The 18303-nt window shown below is 57.5% G+C and carries 16 protein-coding genes; 8 read left to right on the plus strand and 8 right to left on the minus strand.

The genetic code is table 11. The annotated features are described in order from the left end of the window. The first annotated feature begins 26 nt into the window (after positions 1 to 26). On the plus strand, positions 27 to 806 hold the full coding sequence (locus E4T21_RS02060; protein ID WP_149283065.1) for a sulfite exporter TauE/SafE family protein: 780 nt from the start codon (positions 27 to 29) through the stop codon (positions 804 to 806). 12 nt (positions 807 to 818) lie between these two features. On the opposite strand, the gene E4T21_RS02065 is transcribed toward E4T21_RS02060, so the two are convergent. Next, a complete protein-coding gene (locus E4T21_RS02065) occupies positions 819 to 2540 on the minus strand; it encodes a 2-isopropylmalate synthase (protein WP_149283067.1) in 1722 nt (573 codons plus the stop codon). A 277-nt stretch (positions 2541 to 2817) separates the two neighbouring features. Here E4T21_RS02065 and E4T21_RS02070 point away from each other — a divergent pair, with 277 nt between their 5' ends. The 5 genes from E4T21_RS02070 (at position 2818) to E4T21_RS02090 (ending at position 7422) form a co-directional block, all read left to right on the plus strand. Further along, on the plus strand, positions 2818 to 3600 hold the full coding sequence (locus E4T21_RS02070) for an AraC family transcriptional regulator (RefSeq protein ID WP_149283069.1): 783 nt from the start codon (positions 2818 to 2820) through the stop codon (positions 3598 to 3600). 180 nt (positions 3601 to 3780) lie between these two features. Further along, complete coding sequence (locus E4T21_RS02075; RefSeq protein ID WP_149283071.1) at positions 3781 to 4560, plus strand: ThuA domain-containing protein; 780 nt, start codon at positions 3781 to 3783, stop codon at positions 4558 to 4560. Beyond that, complete coding sequence (locus tag E4T21_RS02080; RefSeq protein ID WP_149283073.1) at positions 4557 to 5618, plus strand: Gfo/Idh/MocA family protein; 1062 nt, start codon at positions 4557 to 4559, stop codon at positions 5616 to 5618. Before E4T21_RS02075 ends, E4T21_RS02080 begins: the two co-directional genes overlap by 4 nt. Before the next feature lie 143 nt (positions 5619 to 5761). Then, a complete protein-coding gene (locus E4T21_RS02085) occupies positions 5762 to 6667 on the plus strand; it encodes a sugar nucleotide-binding protein (RefSeq protein ID WP_149283075.1) in 906 nt (301 codons plus the stop codon). Further along, complete coding sequence (locus tag E4T21_RS02090) at positions 6664 to 7422, plus strand: lysophospholipid acyltransferase family protein (protein WP_149283077.1); 759 nt, start codon at positions 6664 to 6666, stop codon at positions 7420 to 7422. The genes E4T21_RS02085 and E4T21_RS02090 overlap by 4 nt, the downstream gene beginning before the upstream one ends. 111 nt (positions 7423 to 7533) lie before the next feature. Here E4T21_RS02090 and fabB read toward each other — a convergent pair whose 3' ends face one another. From fabB to E4T21_RS02110, 4 genes are all read right to left on the minus strand, one after another. Next, positions 7534 to 8751 carry a beta-ketoacyl-ACP synthase I gene (gene fabB, locus E4T21_RS02095; protein WP_149283078.1) on the minus strand — a complete coding sequence of 406 codons (1218 nt, stop codon included), beginning with the start codon at positions 8749 to 8751 and terminating at the stop codon, positions 7534 to 7536. Positions 8752 to 8764: 13 nt separating this feature from the next. After that, entirely contained in the window at positions 8765 to 9280 is a 516-nt protein-coding gene (gene fabA, locus E4T21_RS02100) for a 3-hydroxyacyl-[acyl-carrier-protein] dehydratase FabA (protein WP_149283079.1), read from the minus strand. 127 nt (positions 9281 to 9407) lie between these two features. After that, on the minus strand, positions 9408 to 10319 hold the full coding sequence (locus tag E4T21_RS02105) for a MerR family transcriptional regulator (RefSeq protein ID WP_149283081.1): 912 nt from the start codon (positions 10317 to 10319) through the stop codon (positions 9408 to 9410). After that, the gene (locus E4T21_RS02110) at positions 10316 to 10693 is read right to left on the minus strand and encodes a sirohydrochlorin chelatase (protein ID WP_149283083.1); all 378 of its coding nucleotides are present in this window, start codon (positions 10691 to 10693) and stop codon (positions 10316 to 10318) included. The genes E4T21_RS02105 and E4T21_RS02110 overlap by 4 nt, the downstream gene beginning before the upstream one ends. A 182-nt stretch (positions 10694 to 10875) precedes the next feature. Between E4T21_RS02110 and E4T21_RS02115 the strand changes: the two genes are divergently transcribed. Next, positions 10876 to 11793 carry a TIGR01777 family oxidoreductase gene (locus E4T21_RS02115; RefSeq protein ID WP_149283085.1) on the plus strand — a complete coding sequence of 306 codons (918 nt, stop codon included), beginning with the start codon at positions 10876 to 10878 and terminating at the stop codon, positions 11791 to 11793. A gap of 99 nt (positions 11794 to 11892) precedes the next feature. Here the strand turns inward: E4T21_RS02115 and phrB are convergent, their stop codons facing one another. From phrB to E4T21_RS02130, 3 genes are all read right to left on the minus strand, one after another. Beyond that, on the minus strand, positions 11893 to 13302 hold the full coding sequence (phrB, locus tag E4T21_RS02120) for a deoxyribodipyrimidine photo-lyase (protein WP_149283087.1): 1410 nt from the start codon (positions 13300 to 13302) through the stop codon (positions 11893 to 11895). Between the two features lie 171 nt (positions 13303 to 13473). Further along, positions 13474 to 16416 carry an RNA polymerase-associated protein RapA gene (gene rapA / locus E4T21_RS02125; protein WP_149283089.1) on the minus strand — a complete coding sequence of 981 codons (2943 nt, stop codon included), beginning with the start codon at positions 16414 to 16416 and terminating at the stop codon, positions 13474 to 13476. Positions 16417 to 16606: 190 nt separating this feature from the next. Further along, the gene (locus E4T21_RS02130) at positions 16607 to 17404 is read right to left on the minus strand and encodes a TlpA disulfide reductase family protein (protein WP_149283091.1); all 798 of its coding nucleotides are present in this window, start codon (positions 17402 to 17404) and stop codon (positions 16607 to 16609) included. 232 nt (positions 17405 to 17636) lie between these two features. On the opposite strand from E4T21_RS02130, the gene E4T21_RS02135 reads away from it, so the two are divergent. Next, the gene (locus tag E4T21_RS02135) at positions 17637 to 17879 is read left to right on the plus strand and encodes a hypothetical protein (protein ID WP_149283093.1); all 243 of its coding nucleotides are present in this window, start codon (positions 17637 to 17639) and stop codon (positions 17877 to 17879) included. The last annotated feature ends 424 nt before the right edge of the window (positions 17880 to 18303 follow it).

An 18303-nucleotide genomic window follows, 5' to 3' on the forward strand; every position in this document is an offset into this window, starting at 1 on the left:
CCTGCAGACTCACAAGGAAGAAGAGAATGTCCGATCTGTTTTGGTATCAGTACGCACTCATTGGCCTGATTTTCTGTTGGAGCGGTTTTGTCCGCTCCAGCCTGGGGTTTGGTGGAGCGGTACTGGCGCTGCCTTTCTTGTTGCTGGTGGTCAATCGCCCTCTGCTTTTCCTGCCTCTCATCGCCGTCCATCTGTTGATATTTTCCAGCTGGATTGCCTGGCAAGGTCACCGTCAGGCCAGGCTGGCCGGTGGCGATGCCGCTCGCGATGGCAACATCGACTGGCGATACCTGGGCAAGGCACTGTCGATCATGATAGTGCCCAAGATCATCGGAGTAGTAGGACTGCTGACGCTCCCCGCATCGTTGATGACGACAGTGATCTTCACCATTGTCATCATCTATGGTGCCAGTTATGCGCTGAATCGCCCTTTCCGAAGTAACAGCAAGGTGGTGGATGTTGTTCTGCTGGCGTTGGGAGGCTACGTCAGCGGGACTTCCTTGATCGGTGCTCCACTGATCGTGGCGGTATTTGCTTCCCATGTCGCCAAGCATCAGCTGCGCGATACCTTGTTTGTGCTGTGGTTCATCCTGGTGGTGATCAAGATGGTGTCATTCATCATTGCAGGTGTTGACCTGCAGTTGATCCATCACCTGTGGTTGTTACCCTGTGCCTGGGTTGGTCACATGCTTGGCGAGCGTGTGCATCGCTACCTGGTGGGGGCACGCTCGGAAGTGTTCTTCCGTGTACTCGGTGCCGTGCTGGTTCTGGTCAGTGTGGTGGGGCTGGTCGCCTCACCACACTGAGGAACAGTGGCCTCAGGCAGTATGCTGCTGCGATGAAATGATGGAGGAAGATGAGATGACGGGCTGGTTGCCTGAAGCCTGAACAAAGCGTGCTGCGATACTGAGGACTGCCTGTATCGAAGCAATGGTGATGTTCGAGTGATGGCCGGCGCCGAAATGCACCCCTGGCATGCCCGGCCAGCTGCCTTCCACGATAGCCAGAGCGGAAGCGTCGGCACCACTTTCCAGGCTACGCTCTTCATAGCTGTCGATACGCAATGGCATTCCCAGCGCCGCGACTGTTGCATCAATGGGTCCATTGCCTGTTCCGGACAATCGCTGGCGAGTGCCGTCGGCAAGCTCAATGTCGATGTCGATACCATGCCCCTCGCCGGTATCATGCAGGCGATGACCAATGTAGGCCAGTGACCCCCCCATACGTGCTGGTGCCAGGTAGGTGTTATCGAACAACTCCCAAATACCCTGGCTACTCAGTTCTGTTTCACTGGAGTCGGCCTGTTCCTGAACGATGGCACTGAACTCGATCTGCATGCGCCTGGGTATCTTCATGCCATGATCACGCTGCAGCAGGAAGGCAATACCGCCTTTCCCCGATTGGCTGTTGACCCGCACGATACCATCGTAGGTGCGTCCCAGATCATGAGGGTCAATGGGCAAATAGGGGACTTCCCAGACACTTTTGTCATCCTGGGCAGCCAGGCCTTTTGCTATAGCATCCTGATGCGACCCCGAGAAAGCGGTGAATACCAGGTCACCGACATATGGGTGGCGAGGATGTATGGGTAAGGCCGTGCACTTTTCCGCCATACGAGCCACTGCCGTGATGTCGGAGAAATCCAGCCCAGGGTGGATGCCTTGGGTATACAGATTGAGGGCCAATGTCACCAGGTCGAGGTTGCCGCTGCGCTCGCCATTGCCGAACAGGCAACCTTCGACCCGTTGAGCTCCGGCCAGCAGGGCCTGCTCGGCACATGCGACACCTGTGCCACGGTCGTTATGGGGGTGTACGGAAAGCACCACATGCTCGCGACGTTCAAGGCGTTCGCTCATCCATTCAATCTGGTCGGCGAAAACGTTGGCTGTGGAAACTTCTACTGTCGTGGGCAAGTTGATGATGATCGGCCGTCCTGGTCCTGCATCCCAGCAGCGAATGGCCGTGTTGCAGATGCGCAGTGAAACCTCCAGCTCTGCCATGCAGAACGTTTCAGGTGAGTACTGCAGTATCCATTCAGTTTCAGGATGATGTTCGATTTCCTGGCGCAGCAGCTCTACATGATGTGCCACCAGTTGTTCGACTTCCGAGACAGATAACCCAAAGACGACACGCCGCCATACGGGGGCAATGGCGTTGTATAAATGGACGATGACGCGTTTAGCTCCTGCGACGCTGTGAACGGTTTGCTCAATCAAGTCGGCACGCATCTGGGTCATCACCATCGGGGTGACATCCGCGGGGATGAGCTGTTCATCGATGAGTCGGCGAACCATGTCATGGTCAGTACGAGAGGCGGCAGGAAAGCCGACTTCTATCTCCTTGAAGCCCAGGCGCACCAGCTCGTTGAACAGGTACAGCTTGCGTTCGACGCCCATCGGCTCGAACAATGCCTGGTTGCCATCTCTCAGGTCGGTGGAGAGCCATACAGGAGCATGGGTGATGGTGCGCGAGGGCCAGCGACGGGATGGCAAGTCTACGTTTGGGGTGGGGCGGTATTTGTGCTCAGGATGTTGGAGCATGGTGATGATCTCGAACGGATATAAGGAAAGTCGACGATTTCCCCTACCTGCTGGTGCAGGTCGTTCGAGGCCGGGGACAGGGGGAAATCGGCCAATGGTCTCTTGGCGGCAGTCCCCGGCGCTGGGCCAGGGATAGTGATGGCAGTGGCAGAGAATGGCTGGACATATGCCTGAAGGCTCCATGCGAGGTGCCAGTCAGCATAAACTTCCATTTCCTGGTTGATATCGCGTTAAATGGTCATTCATTGTCGTGAAATGGTCATTTTGTGGACAAGATATGCTCGATACCTGTCAGCCTGACTATGACTCGCTGGAGACACCCGTCACTGGTGTCTCCGTAGACTACCCCAGTGGACATATCGTCAAGCCTCACCGTCATCCACGTGCACAGCTGGTCTATGCCATAGAGGGAGTGCTGGTGGTTGAGACACCGGCAGGACGCTGGGTAACGCCCCCCACCCACGGTGTCTGGGTGCATGCAGGCATTGAGCATTCGTTGCGTATGCGTGGTGTCACGCGGGTGCGAAGCCTGTTCGTCAACCCCGATGCCATCGCGGGTCTTCCCCAGGACAACTGCGTTATCAGCGTTTCTCCTCTGTTGCGCGAGCTGATTCTGGCCGCGACCCAAGTAACGGCAGGATATTCCAGTGATAGTCGCGATGGACGCCTGATGCGCTTTATTCTTGATGAACTATGCGCTGTGCAAGTACTGCCCTTTCATCTCCCATGGCCCGATGATGCGCGCATTGCCTCTGTTTGTCAGGCGCTGAGCCAGCAACCCGCGATCAACCTGACGGCAGGTGAATGGGCTCAACAGCTCGCCATGAGCAGCAAGACTTTTCACCGTCGTTTCCTGCATAGCACTGGAGTGACATTTGGCCGCTGGCGACAGCAGGCCCGCTTGTTGAACTCGCTGGAATTTCTGGCACAGGGCCGTCCCGTTCTGGAGGTGGCTTTTCAGCACGGATACGACAGCCAGAGTGCTTTTGCGGCAGCTTTCAAGCGTCAATTTGGTGTGTCGCCTTCGGCCTTCTTTGTTCCGGATGGCCTGGAAGAGTGAGGCCTCTGGCGATGGCCCCTTGGCGTGGTGCAAATCCAGCAGAGGGCGGAGGAGAAAATAGTCGCCTGGTAGTAAATCGTGCCGAGATACGACGAAAGTAAACGTTTACTACAAGAGAGTAAACGTTTACGTTTTGCCCCATTGATATGCCCAACATCATGCCATCAAGGAGCCAAGTCGATGACGTTACGAGTGACAGTATGGGGTGAGAATGTCCACGAACAGACGAATGATATCGTGGCCCGCCTGTATCCTGAGGGGATGCATGCATGTATAGCCGAAGCGCTCAACGAGGATGATGCCATCGAGGCGCGTACCGCGATCCTTCAGGATCCAGAACATGGATTGAGCGAAGACGTGCTGGAAAGCACGGACGTGCTGACCTGGTGGGGACATGCCGCACATGGCCAGGTCAGTGATGAAATCGTCGACCGGGTGCAGAAGAGAGTGCTGGAAGGCATGGGCCTGATGGTGCTGCATTCCGGCCACTATTCGAAGATCTTCAAGCGTCTGATGGGCACCACATGCTCGCTGAAATGGCGTGAGGCCGGTGAGCGAGAAAGACTGTGGGTGGTCAATCCAGGACACCCCATCGTCCAGGGAGTGGGTGACTATATCGAGCTGCCTCATGCCGAAATGTACGGTGAGCCCTTTGCAGTACCCAACCCGGATGAAGTTGTCTTCATCAGTGCCTTTGAGGGCGGAGAAGTGTTCCGCTCAGGACTGACCTACAAGCGTGGCAACGGTAAGGTCTTCTATTTCCGACCAGGCCACGAGACCTACCCCATTTATTACGATGCAAAAGTGCGGCAGGTATTGCGTAATGCGGTTCACTGGCTGCGCCCCGAGGGATCGCGCTGGGTGGATAGTTGCCCCAATGTACCGCCAGATCAGGCTCCCAATCCAGTGGAGATCAAAGGCGAAAGCCTGCACAAGCCGGGTGAGGAGGGCTTCCGATGATACGTCTGGCGATTCTTGGGGCCGGTGGCATGGCGGCGGAACATGCACGCCAGTTCAATGCCATGGATAACGTGGAAGTGGTGGCGGTGTGCGACCTGGATATAGCCAAGGCGCGTGATTTCGCGCATCAGCATGGTATCGCTGATGTCCATGATGATCTCATCGAGATGTTGGCACGCGAAGATATCCAGGCGATCAGTAACGTCACACCCGATGGGGTCCATAAAGCCACATCCCTGGCCGCCATCGCCGCTGGCAAGCACGTACTGTGCGAGAAACCACTGGCGACCAATGCCGCGGACGCTCGAGAGATGGCAGATGCCGCTCGTCAGGCTGGCGTGATCAACATGATCAATCTGAGTTATCGGGATGCACCGGCCTTGCATAAAGCACGGGAGCTGGTGAACTCGGGAGCGCTAGGCAGGATCATGCACGTCGATGCCCGTTACTCCCAGAGCTGGCTGGTCAGCCACGCCTGGGGGCGCTGGGACAAGGATCCTCAGTGGTTGTGGCGCCTGTCCCAGGCCCATGGCAGCAAAGGGGTGCTGGGAGACGTGGGGGTCCATATCCTCGACTTTGCCAGCTTTCCGGTTGGCAATATCTCCACAGTGAACTGTCGCCTGAAATGCTTCGATAAAGCGCCTGGCAACCAGATCGGTGACTATGTACTGGACGCCAATGACAGTGCGGTAATGACGGTAGAGTTTGATGGTGGCGCATTGGGCTGCATTCAGGCTACGCGCTGGGCGACCGGATACCAGAACACGGTAGCACTAAGCATTCATGGCGACCGTGGCGCGCTGCGCCTGGATCTGGATAAAGCCTGGGATCACCTTGAGGTGTGCCTGGGTGAGGATGTACACACATCGCGCTGGACCGAGGTGGCAGCGCCTGCCACGCCGTCGATTTATCAGCGCTTCGTTGCCAGTATCATGCATGGTGTCAATGATGCGCCGGACTTTGCTCGTGGCGCAGAATTGCAGCAAGTGCTGGATGCCTGCTTCGAGGCTGATGCAGGTGATACGGCTCGTACTCTGCATGGCGACGTCTTGGTGTAGAATATGGCCCTTTGACGCTCTGTTCTGCTTCTCTCTCCTTGGCGGGGATGAAATGAGCAGAGCGTCGGTCATAACGCCAGGGGTAGAGGATTGACAGGGATGATGGAATTCCGGGTCTCTCCCCCTCAAGACGAGGAGTCGTCGTGAAGCTGCTGATTCTAGATGCCGGTCATTGCTTGTCACTGGCGCTGGTGCGTGCCAGCAGCCGGCGTAGTGATACACAGTTGGTCATTCAGCCTTCCAATAGAGTGACCCGTGAGACGCTGGAAGAGCTGGAGCCTGATGCGCTGATCATTCCACCGTTGTCGCGCCCCTTCAGTGTGCCGCCCGCCGCCGTAGGGGAACATGCCGATGCCGTTACCGCTTGCATGGAAGCCTGTGGAGAAGCTGGAGTGCCTTTGGTGTGGTGCGTGTCAGACCAACTTTATGAGGATGGTCATGTATCGCCCATTGATGAGCATGTCGTGCCTGCGCCCCGCGATGAGGGGTTGCGTCGGCTGGTCGAGGTAGGGGACCGAATTCGGGCAGAGTTGCCACATCATCTGATTGTCCGTCTTGGACCGTTGTTTGCACTGGAAGGCAGTCATGCCTGGCTGAGCGAGCTGGTAGATACCCTGGTAGCGGGTGGCATGGTGCGTGCTGAAGCCGATGTGATTCTGTGCCCGACGTCAGCAGATTCCGTGGCGATGGCACTGATTGGCATGTTGCATCAGCAGGCCAGTGGTGCTGATGCCTGGGGAAGTTATCATCTGGCTGGAGTGGAGCCAGTCAGTGCTTATACCTTCGTTTCCAATGTGCGAACCCAACTGAGCACCTGTCTGGAAGGTAGAGGACAGGACATTGCGCTGGGGGAGGTCAAGGCTCTCAGCCATCATCACGATCAGCCGCTGCGTCGGGTGTTGAACTGCCGTCGGGTGCTGGACGTGTTTGGTGTGCACCAGAAGCCCTGGCGTCTGGAGGTTGGGCGAATGCTGGACCTGTGGTGCCGTGCCCAGGAAGACGACAGCACAACGGATGAGCCTACGGACGAAGGAAAAAGCCCAGCATGAATCTGATACGCAGCATCATTTTTTATATCGGTTATTTTCTCGCGATGCTGGTCTGTGGCGTATTGTTCCTGCCGCCAGCTCCTTTCTTGCCCTTGCGTTCGCGCTATCGCCTGCTCAATCTCTACAACCATTTCATCATCGCCTGGTTCCGCATCGCCTGCGGGGTGCGTTACGAGATTAGCGGGCGTGAGAATCTGCCTGCCGGGCCAGTGGTCATTCTGTCCAATCACCAATGCGAATGGGAGACCGTCTATCTGCAGCTGATCAAGCCTCCGGTCTGCACGGTGCTGAAAAAGGAACTGCTGAATATCCCCCTGTTTGGCTGGGGGCTGCGTCTGCTTCACCCTATTGCGCTTGATCGTTCCAAACCGGCTCGGGCGATGAAGCAGGTGTTGGTCCAAGGAGGGCAGCGGCTCCAGGAAGGGTTATCGGTATTGATCTTTCCTGAGGGGACTCGTGTCGATCCCGGCCAGCGGCGGCGTTACAACAAGAGTGGGACGGTGATTGCCTGTCGTGCAGGCTTACCGGTAGTGCCCGTTGCCCATAATGCTGGGGAATGCTGGCCAGGACGCCACTGGATCAAGAAGCCCGGCACCATCAGCCTGATAGTGGGCGAGCCTATTGTGACGGAAGGGCGCAGCCCCGAGGACGTCCTGGTCGAGACCGAAGCTTGGATAGAAGCGCGCTTGAGCGAGGTCTCGCGTGTGCCGCGTCCACCCATGGAGCCTCATTCCGGGACAAGAGTGGTGTCCTGACCCCGAATCCGTGACATGGAGGTCAATCCCACGGGCGGGAGAATGAAAACGGCGCCCCTGCAAAAGAGCGGGGCGCCGTTTTCATTGCGATGGAGCAACGTCTGAAGGTTATCAGTCCTTGTAACGTTGCATCACCAGGCAGGCGTTGGTACCACCGAAACCGAAGCTGTTGGACAGCACTCGGTCCAGCTTCACACCTTCGCGGGTCTCGGTGACGATATCGAAACCAGCAGCCTGCTCGTCAAGCTCCTTGATATTGGCAGATGCCGCGATGAAGTCGTTCTTCATCATCAGCAAGGAGTAGATCGCTTCCTGCACACCAGTGGCTCCCAGGGAGTGTCCGGTCAAGGACTTGGTGGAGCTCATTGCAGGGGTGGTATCGCCGAACACTTCACGAATGGCCTTGAGCTCGGCCACATCACCGACAGGAGTGGAAGTGCCATGGGTGTTGACGTAGTCGATGTCGCCATCGACGGTCGACAGTGCCTGACGCATGCAGCGCACGGCACCTTCGCCGGACGGGGCTACCATGTCCTTGCCATCGGATGTTGCACCATAGCCCACGACCTCAGCATAGATCTTCGCACCACGGGCCCGGGCATGTTCCAGCTCCTCAAGCACCAGCATGCCGCCACCGCCGGCGATGACAAAGCCGTCGCGGCTGGTGTCATAGGGGCGGGATGCGGTTGCTGGGGCATCGTTGTAGCTGGTCGACAACGCACCCATGGCATCGAACAGGCAGGACAGTGTCCAGTGCTCTTCCTCACCACCACCGGCGAACACAATGTCCTGCTTGCCCAACTGGATCTGCTCCATGGCGTTGCCGATACAGTGGGCTGAAGTCGCGCACGCAGAAGAGATGGAGTAGTTGACGCCCTTGATCTGGAACGGGGTGGCCAGACAGGCGGAAACCGTGCTGCCCATGGTTCTTGTGACACGGTAAGGGCCTACGCGGCGCAGGCCTTTTTCACGCATCACATCGGCGGCTTCGACCTGGTTGGCACTGGATGCACCGCCGGAGCCGGCAATCAATCCAGTACGCTCGTTGGATACCTGTTCCGGCGACAGGCCGGAGTCTTCAATGGCCTGAGCCATGGCAACGTAGGCGTAAGCCGCTGCATCACCCATGAAGCGACGCAACTTGCGGTCGACCAAGGCATCCAGATCGATATCCACGGATCCCGCCACATGACTGCGGAATCCTCGTTCAGCATACTCTTCCTTGAAACGAATGCCGGAACGGCCGTTCTTGAGAGCCTCGAGGACTTGCTGCTGGTCGTTGCCCAGGCAGGACACAATGCCCAGGCCGGTGACTACCACTCGTCGCATGGAAGCCTCCTGATCAGAAATTCGCGGTGGAGGTGAACAGGCCGACGCGTAAATCGTTGGCCTGATAAATGTCGCGGCCATCAACGGAGAGAGTCCCGTCCGCGATGCCCAGAATCAGGCGGCGGCTGATGACGCGCTTGATATTGATACGATAGGTAACTTTCTTGGCTTGCGGCAGAATCTGGCCGCTGAACTTGACCTCGCCACAGCCGAGGGCTCGACCCCTGCCGGGGTGGCCGAGCCAGCCCAGATAGAACCCTACCAGTTGCCACATGGCATCGAGGCCCAGGCAGCCAGGCATGACAGGATCGCCCGGGAAATGGCAATCGAAGAACCAGAGGTCAGGGCTGATGTCGAGTTCGGCGATCAGCTCACCCTTGCCGTACTCTCCACCTTCTTCGTGGATACGCGTGATGCGGTCGAGCATCAGCATGTTGGGGGCCGGCAGCTGGGCATTGCCCGGGCCGAACAGCTCACCGCGGCTGCAAGCCAGCAGTTCATCGCGATCAAAGGAGTGTTGCTTGGTCACAGGGTCGTTCCGAAAGTCGAAGTGATGTACGCCGCGCACGGCAACCTGCCGCAGCGCGGCCTGTCTAGTCTACTGTCCACACAGGATGAATGCACGTCACGGGCGCTCAAGAGATCTGTACTGGCATTCAAGATACCTTGACCAGAGGACGCAAGCGATCCAGTGCAAGGGGAATATCGTCGCCCAGCACAGTCACTGTGCTATCGGACAAATCACCGCTGCGAATACGTGCAACAGGGCCGCACAAGGCCAGCGGAATAGGTAATTGATCGGCCAGACGTGGCAACTGGCGACGAATCATATCAGGACGTTCTGCCTTGCCGCTACACAGTAAGACTGCGTCACTATCCAACCGTTCCACTGCCAGAGGAAGCTCGCTGAGGGACAGCGGTGCATCCATGAGTTGTATGCGATACCCGCGATCACTCGCTGCAAGGGCAATGATCAGGGACCAGAGCGGACCATCATCGCCGGGCAGCGTATCGATCAGCAGTGCAGGGCCTGAAGTATCTTGGTTGGCATGGAACAGGCGGATACCAATACGAGTGCGCAGGAAGGATTCCAGACAGCGGCGTTGCAATGCTGCTCCCGGTTGGTGGTCCCAGGACTCTTCAAGGTCCTGGACCACTGGCTGCCATAGTTCGCTGATACCCGTAGTTACCGGATAGAGCGCCAACCCTTGCTGGTAAAGGCGTTCCAGTTGATTCATATCAAGGGCTTCCACCGCAGCCAGCAGCTGTTTGCGCTGGCTGGCCCAGTTGCCCAAGGAAGAGCTGGAGGAATCGGCAGGCTCTGGTTGTTCCAGTAGCGCTCTGACCTGACTGACAGGAACGCCACGGTTGAGCCATTTCAGAATACGCTCGATACGCACGATATCCTCGCGTGCGTAAAGACGATGTCCCTTGGGAGTGCGACGAGGCTCAATCAGGCCATATCGTCGTTCCCAGGCCCGCAGGGTGACCGCATTGACGCCTGTGAGGCGTGATACTTCGCGAATGGGATAGAGCGGTAGCTCGGCGGATAATGCTGGGGCGCTCATGCCAGGTTTTCTCCCACCTGGTCCGCTACTGCACAGGAGAGAGCCTCAATGAAGGCTGGATGCTCTCCGACTGGAGCCAGCAGAGTGACTTCTACCCCTGGGTGAGCCGTGTGCAGGGCTGCAATCTGGGCAGGGACATCATGACGCAGGTGGCGGCCTGCGGCGAAGAATAGCGGCAGTACTTCGATGCGCGAGACTTGTGCCTCAACCAGTTCGGCAACCGTGCTCTCCAGGGAGGGCTCGCTGATTTCCATATAGGCCAATCGGATCGAGGTGTTCAACCGAGGAGCCAGTGCTTCGCGGAAGCGTTCGAAGGGAGCGCGCCAATGAGGGTCGCTGGAACCATGGGCGAGCAGAATCAGGGCGTAAGACATGGCGGCATTCCTGAGATGTCAGTCTGTCTGGATCGGACAGGCCGTTCTGTTCATGGTAACAAAGGAATGCAGTCATTCGCTTCAACGACAGACAACCAGGACTAGGCTAATGGGAAGAGGATTTCCAAAACCCACGCAGTGCAGGTGGGCCGGTAGCCGAGATAGTGGACAAGGAGATTTCCATGAGGGTTCTGATAACCGGGGGCAGTGGCTTTGTTGGCCAGAGTCTTTGCCACCACTTGAAGGCCAGTGGCCATAGCATACAGGTGGTATCCAGAAACCCCGAAGCCGCTCGGAAACGTCTGCCCAAGGGAGTGGATATACGCACCAGTGCGCTGGATTTTGTCACTCGTCCTCCTGACGCTCTGGTCAATCTTGCAGGAGAGCCGATAGCCGCTAAACGCTGGAGTGTCGAGCACAAGGAAGTGCTGTGTGATTCCCGCCTCAATGCAACCCGTGAGCTGGTGATGCTATGCGAGCAGCTTGAACATACTGCCCAGGCACCGGCGGTGCTGGTATCAGGGTCAGCCATGGGATTTTATGGAGCGCAGGCAGAAGGCAGCGAAGCACCGGAGGTCGATGAAGCAACCCCTCCTCATGATGAATTCGCTCATCGCCTGTGCCGGCACTGGGAGGAAGCTGCCCAGGGAGTCACTGCCTATGGTGTGCGTCTGGCCATTCTGCGTACAGGATTGGTGTTGGACAAGGATGGAGGCATGCTGAAACGCATGTTACCTGCCTTTCGTCTGGGGCTGGGAGGACGCATGGGCAAAGGGGAGCATTACATGCCATGGGTCCATCGGCAGGATCTGGTCGAAATGATTGTCACGTTGCTGAATCGGGAGGATCTATCAGGAGCATTCAACGCCAGTGCACCGAATCCTGTCACCAATGCTCAATTTACCCGTGCATTGGGCAGTCACCTGCACCGCCCAACCTTGTTGACGGTGCCTGAAGTCGTGCTGCAGATGGTCCTTGGTGAAATGTCGTGTCTGCTGTTGAGTGGAGCCCGCATGGTGCCCAAGCGTTTTCTGGAGGCAGGATTCGAATTTCGTTATCCAACCCTGGATAGTGCACTTGGGGAAATATTGGGCCAGTGATGTTGTGTTGACCGCCAATGAAAGCGTCAAGCAGGTCGCCGTGCCTGGCTCTGGATATTCCTGACTGGGGATATTTCAGAGCTTGGTAGTTCAGTCGTGCTAGGAAAGTGCCTTGAATGTGTCGAGTGCTCGCAGCCTCGCGACCTGATGGTCGACAAGTGGTGCCGGATAACCGACCTCCGATCGAAGTACCGGGTCAGGAGCATGGCGCTGTTTTCCCGGCAGAGCATCGAGCAGAGGAAGCCAACGGCCAATGAACTGGCCATCAGGATCGAAGCGCTTGGATTGGGTCGTTGGGTTGAAAATGCGGAAATAAGGAGCGGCATCTGTGCCCGTGGATGCTGCCCATTGCCAGCCGCCATTATTGGCAGCGAAGTCGCCATCGACGAGATGGCGCAGGAAAAAGGCCTCGCCCTTGCGCCAGTCTGTCAGCAGGTGCTTGGTCAAGAACATGGCAGTGATCATGCGCAAGCGGTTATGCATCCATCCCGTCTCTCGCAGTTGGCGCATGGCGGCGTCGATGATGGGGTACCCCGTGTGCCCTTCACACCATGCAGCAAAGTCTTTTGGATCATTGCGCCAGGCCAGCATCTCGGTATGTTGCTGGAAGGCACGGCCTTTGCAGACGCGCGGGAATCCAAAGGCGACATGTTGGTAGAACTCGCGCCATATAAGCTCTTTGACCCAGGTGGCAAGTCCAGGGTTTCCTTCCGCAAGCAGGCCTTCATTCATCGCCATTGCTGCCTGCATGCACTGGCGGTACGAAATCATGCCAAGGCTGAGATAGGGAGAGAGAAGACTGGTGCCAGAAATAGCGGGAAAATCTCTATCTCTGGCATAGAGATGTACTTGCTGGCTCAGGAAGTGGTGAAGATGGTTAGAGGCTTCCTGCTCACCTGAGACCCACTGCTGTGTTGCAACGGAGTGAGCGCTCAGGGTCGGTAATTCAGGTTCAGGGTCGGCCGATATGCTGGCAAGGGACTGGCATGCTGGCGCATCGAACATGTTGAGGCGCGATGCTTCAATACTACGATGCCAGGCTCGGGAGAACGGTGTAAAGACAGAATAAAAGTCTCCCTTTCCTGTAACCAGCTCGCCTGGCTCGAAGGCAATGGCGTCTCTAAAGGACTGCACATCAAGGCCTGCGTGACGGAAGGTGTTGATGACAGCCTGATCGCGTTGCCACTCATTCCATGGATATTCGCGGTTGAAATAGAGCGATGTGGCGCCAAGCGTTTCAGCCAGTGCCAACAAGGCGCCAGGTGCGGCTTCGAAAGTGGGCACATGGCGGTTAAGAAGCGGAATGTTGTACTGGGCCAAGGCCTTTCCCAGAGCATTGGCGCCTTGCAGCCAGAAGGTGATCTTGTTGGCGCCATGACCGTGCTGTTGCCACTGTTCCATACTACGAAGAAACACGGCAACGACGGGGCCACGGCGTGCTGCCATATGCAGGGCGGTGTTGTCATGAACTCGCAAGTCGCTACGAAACCACATCAGTGTAAGTGACATAGGGTTCCAGGAAGATCGAAATGAAGTAGAGGAAAAGTGGAAAAGAAAGTAGCGAGGGCCATCATACAACGTGCGAGCGTGTAGATGAACGTAGTGGAGTATGGAGAGAGTCTTTGGACCTGACCCGCCATCACCTCCGCCATGGAAAGCACGGAGGCGATGGAGGTGAGATTACTTGTCGTCGCCGATGGTGACGATCACCCGTATTGAGTCCAGACGCAGCCGGGTGCCTTCGATGGCAGCGTCCAACGCGTGACGTTCATGACGTAGCGCCTCGATTTCGTCAGCACGCACAGAGGGATTGCGCTGTGCAAGTGCTTCGAGCCGGGTCAGCTCTGCATCCAGGGCGGAACGCATGCGGCTCTGGGCTGCCTCGATGATGCTCGGCAGCTCACACTGTGCTTCAGTTTCGGCCTTGTCGAGCAGGTCTCGCAACTGATCGTGGCGACTCTTGATCAGGTCCCTGGCAACCGCTTTCTTTACCTTGCGCAGGTTTTTTGACAGACCAGTGAAGGACACCTTGTCAGTCAGGTTGGCACCGGACTCATCAAGCAGCACGCGTACCGCAGTGGGCGGCAGAAAGCGGTTGAGGTGCAGGCGCTTCGGTGCAGGGCAGTGGGTGCGGAAGACCAGTTCGGCCATCAGCCTTCCAGCGGGAATCGCCGGGTGCTTGAGCAGGGCCAGGGCGGTATTGCCCATGCTGCCATCCAGAATGCGTGCCATCATTTCACGCAGCAGGGGGTGCTCCCAGGACAGGCGCTGAACGTCGTCGCGTGCCAGGGCCCGGGCGCGCGACGTGGTAGCAGTAAAACCGTCTTCCCCTTTCACCAGACCAGGGAGACCGTCGAGCATATGGGGGCCGGGGATCAGGTGGACCATATCACCACCCAGGTCGCGGCTATCCACTCCGAAGATATCCAGCGCCTGCTCCAGATAGCGTGGCAGTGCACGGTCCTCATCCAGCTCACGAATCGCTGTTGCTACCGCTTCTGCGCGATCTGGATGACAGGCATTGAGCTCGAGCAGCCGGTTCCGGCCGGCATCGCGCTCGGCCAGCTTGGTCTCGAACAATGCTCGAGTCTCCTGGACCACCTCATCCAGCGACTCGTCGTCGAGCAGGCTTTCGGCCAGGTCATCGGCAAAGGCATCGTACATGTCGTTACCCAGGCCATGAGGTGCTGCAAAGGCATCCATACCTTGCTGGTACCAACGCAACAGCTTTTCCCCAGGGCTGTCGGAAAATACCGGCACACTGATTTCAATAGGATGTTGCTGGCCAATCCGGTCGAGGCGACCGATGCGTTGCTCGAGCTGATCCGGATGCAATGGTAGGTCGAACATCACCAGGTGATGGCAGAACTGGAAGTTGCGGCCCTCGGAGCCGATTTCCGAACATACCAGCACCTGACAACCGTCTTCCTCATCGGCAAAGGCGGCCGCAGCACGGTCACGCTCGACGAGGGACATTTCCTCATGGAATACCGGAGCCTGGATACCACCAAGGACGCGTAAACCTTCGGCCAGACCTAGCGCCGTTTCTCGCTCATGGGCAATCACAAGGACCTTCTCATCGGCGAGATTCGTGAGGCGTTCGAGCAGCCAGGTGACGCGTGGGTCGAATTGCCACCAGGGTTCAGTATTGAGTGGATCGTCAGGCAGGGCCCGGTACATGCCATCGAGATAGATCATGACTTCCGGGTGGTCGAGGCCTGTCTCGATCAGTAGCTCGTCCAGATAGTCCTCGTCCCGAGCCAAACGACGCAGCACGCGGCGGTAGGAAGATGGCAGCTCCAGGTGTTCGACATGCAGGCGTCGTTCGGGGAATCCTCCAACATGCCGCCGGCTGTTGCGGAACATGACTCGGCCTGTGCCATGGCGATCGAGCAACTGGTCGCGCAACTGTGAACGTGCACTGGCTCGTTGGGCCTCACTGTATTCTGGCGCCGACAACGCCTGAAGCAGGGCCTGGCTATCAGTGTCATCGGCGACAGTGCCAATGGTGTCCCGGGCTGCAGCGTTCAGGGGCGCTGAGTCACTGGCATCCAGCAGGGCATCGATGGCCTCAGCCACGGCGACATAGCCCTGCTCTTCTGTACGGAATTCTTCCAGGCTGGAATAACGCTCTGGATCAAGCAGGCGCAGGCGTGCAAAGTGACTGGCCAAGCCCATCTGCTCCGGCGTCGCGGTCAGCAAGAGCAGGCCATCAGTTGCTGCTGCCAGCGTTTCGACACAGGCGTATCCTGGGCCGGTCTGCTCCTCGCTCCATTCCAGGTGGTGTGCTTCGTCGACAATCAACAGATCCCACTGGCATGCCTCGGCCTGGTGTTGGCGACGGGGGTTGGCGAATAGCCAGTCCTGGCTGGCCAGAATCAACTGGCCTGTCTCGAAAGGGTTGGTATCGCCATGAGCCAGGCTCTGCTGCTCATCGAGCAGGGTAACCGACAGGGAAAAGCGCCTCAGTAACTCTACCAGCCACTGATGGGTCAAGCTGGCAGGAACCAGGATCAGTGCTCGTTCCACGCGACCGGTCAGCAGCAGGCGGTGGAGAATCAGCCCTGCTTCTATGGTCTTGCCCAGACCGACTTCATCCGCCAGCAATACCCGGGGGGCCTGACGCCGAGTGATCTCATCGGCAATGAAAAGCTGGTGCGGAATCAGGTCGATACGAGCGCCTGCCAGGCCCAGTGCTGGGTTCTGTTCCACTCTGTGATAGTGGTGCAGTGTGCGGAAACGCAGGTCGAACCAGTCGTTGCGATCCACCTGACCGGTGAGCAGTCGGTCCCGGGCCTGGTCAAACTGCATGCTGTCGGAGAGTTGCGCTTCACTCAGCTCGCATAGTTCGCCATTGTCCTTCTCGCCGATATAGACCACCAGGCCGCCGATTTCCTTGGTGTCATCGACAATCATCTGCCAGCCTTCGGCAGACTGGATACGGTCACCGCTGCCGAAGGCCACTCGCGTAAGAGGGGCTTGGCGGGTGCTATAGGTACGGGTTTCCTGGCTGGCGCCAAAGAGCACGGTCACGCTGCGAGCATCGCAGCTGAGAATGGTGCCCAGGCCGAGTTCGGCCTCGCCGTCGCTGATCCAGCGCTGGCCGGGAGAGAATTCGCTCATGATGCCTCGATTAGGTTCGTGATGGCGGGGAGGAGGCCCGCTGGCAACAGGGCGCGGTATCTTACAGCAAAGTTCTCTACGGCTTAAGTATGTCTGATGTGTCTTTCGGCAGTGTCTCGTCGAGATACCTGGCAGGTACCTCGACGCCCTTATTGTTTTATTTATTGTTTTACACACCATTAGCAGGACTTCAGCGGTGTAGCCAGCCATCCAGCAGTGGCTGCGTCAGCTCGCCGATATGGCGCTCGACCAGCTTGCCATCGACATCGAACAATAGCGTTGTCGGCAACCCGGGAGATTCGGAAGCGGTGAGCAGGTGCTGGCTAGGGTCGAGCAGGGCGTAGCGAAAATCCAGTTCAGCTGCATCCAGGTACCGCGTCACACTGAGCAGGTCTTCTCCCTGGTTGGCAACGACTACGGTAACGTCATCACGCTTGGCCGTGTTCTCCAGTAGCGGCATTTCCCGACGACAGGGAGGGCACCAGGTTGCCCAAAGGTTGATGATCAAGGGTTTTCCGGTAAGCGAATTCAGCTCCACTGGATTACCATCGATATCCTCCAGCGTAAGTGCCGGCACTTCCCGAGGCATGGGGGCCGACCCCAGAGGCCCCCAGGTGACGAGAGCCAACCATGCCAGTGATGCCACTACGGTCAGACCCAATGCGCCGAGCAGAGAAGCGATGCGGTCACGTAGATACCATAGGCTCCACAGCAGCGCCGCTACCAGCCCCCAGACAGTGCTGTAGCCTGGCAGCCATAGCTTGACGATAGCCAGAGGGGTATCCTGATAGGCACTCCAATGTGTCAGCACGTACCCCAGGCGAGCGCCAACGAGCCAACAGAGCAACAGGCCATTGAACCAACGTCCATGCCGCTTGCGCGGTAACCCAAGAAGAAAGGCGCTGGCGCCCAGCAACATCAGGGTGACCACAATGGCATAGAGGCGTGGAACACTGATCAACAAGGGGCCGATGGCGATTGCATCCATGAAAATCTGACTCCTGAAGGCGGATATCGAAAGTCGTTCTAAAAGGGAAGTCCTTGAAAGCGCGATCCTTGACGGTGCGTTTTTTCAAAGAGAAGCATGAAAGGGCTGGTTGAAACCAGTGATACTAGCCAGACAGCCGCACAGGTAAAGAGAAACGCTTGCGGGTACACTAGCCCATCCTGTCGCTCGATGTCTCGGGCGCCGTCCAACCCCGATCCGACGTGGAAACAGCATGGCGCATCAACCTGCTTTTGACTCCCTGCGTATCTTGGCCATCGCCAGCCAGGCTATCGGTTTCATTCTGATTTTTGTATTGGGCTCGACTCTGGAATCTCCTCGCCCATGGCAAGGTGTGATCCTAGCTATCATGATCAGTGTGGCTCTCGGAGTCGCCATAGTTCGCCGCTATCGTAGCAAGCGCTTGCAGAAAGAGCGCGACGAGCGCCGTGCCAGGTTGCTCGATGACAATGAGTAGTGGGTCGGTGCTATCGGAGCCAGCACACACGTGATGTACCGGTGAAGAGAGTACGGCTTTGCCTCTGCTGGTTGTCCTCTCCATGCCCGCACCCGTCAGCATGGCTGTTTCATGCTATGCCGTGTTGCGGCATGTAGGACAACCCACAACAGTATTTCAATGAGGCACTGACACTTCGTGCTTGACCGATTCCTCGATCATGATGGCTTGTCAGTGAACTTCACCTTGCCAGGTCATTTCTAGCGTTCCTTTTCAGCAGTCTCAATGTCTGCTTCTTTCCTGCTTCCAGGTGTCTTCATGTGACTCTTTCCCTCTTGGTGCCTATCCCAAGATCGGTAAAGCATTTCGATAGCCATGGCTATTGCCCGTAATGTGCGCTTCACCTCCTAAATGTAGCATTTCATATCTTCCTATAAGCCATTTA

It is taken from the genome of Halomonas binhaiensis (assembly GCF_008329985.2).
Taxonomy (GTDB): Bacteria; Pseudomonadota; Gammaproteobacteria; order Pseudomonadales; family Halomonadaceae; genus Halomonas; species Halomonas binhaiensis.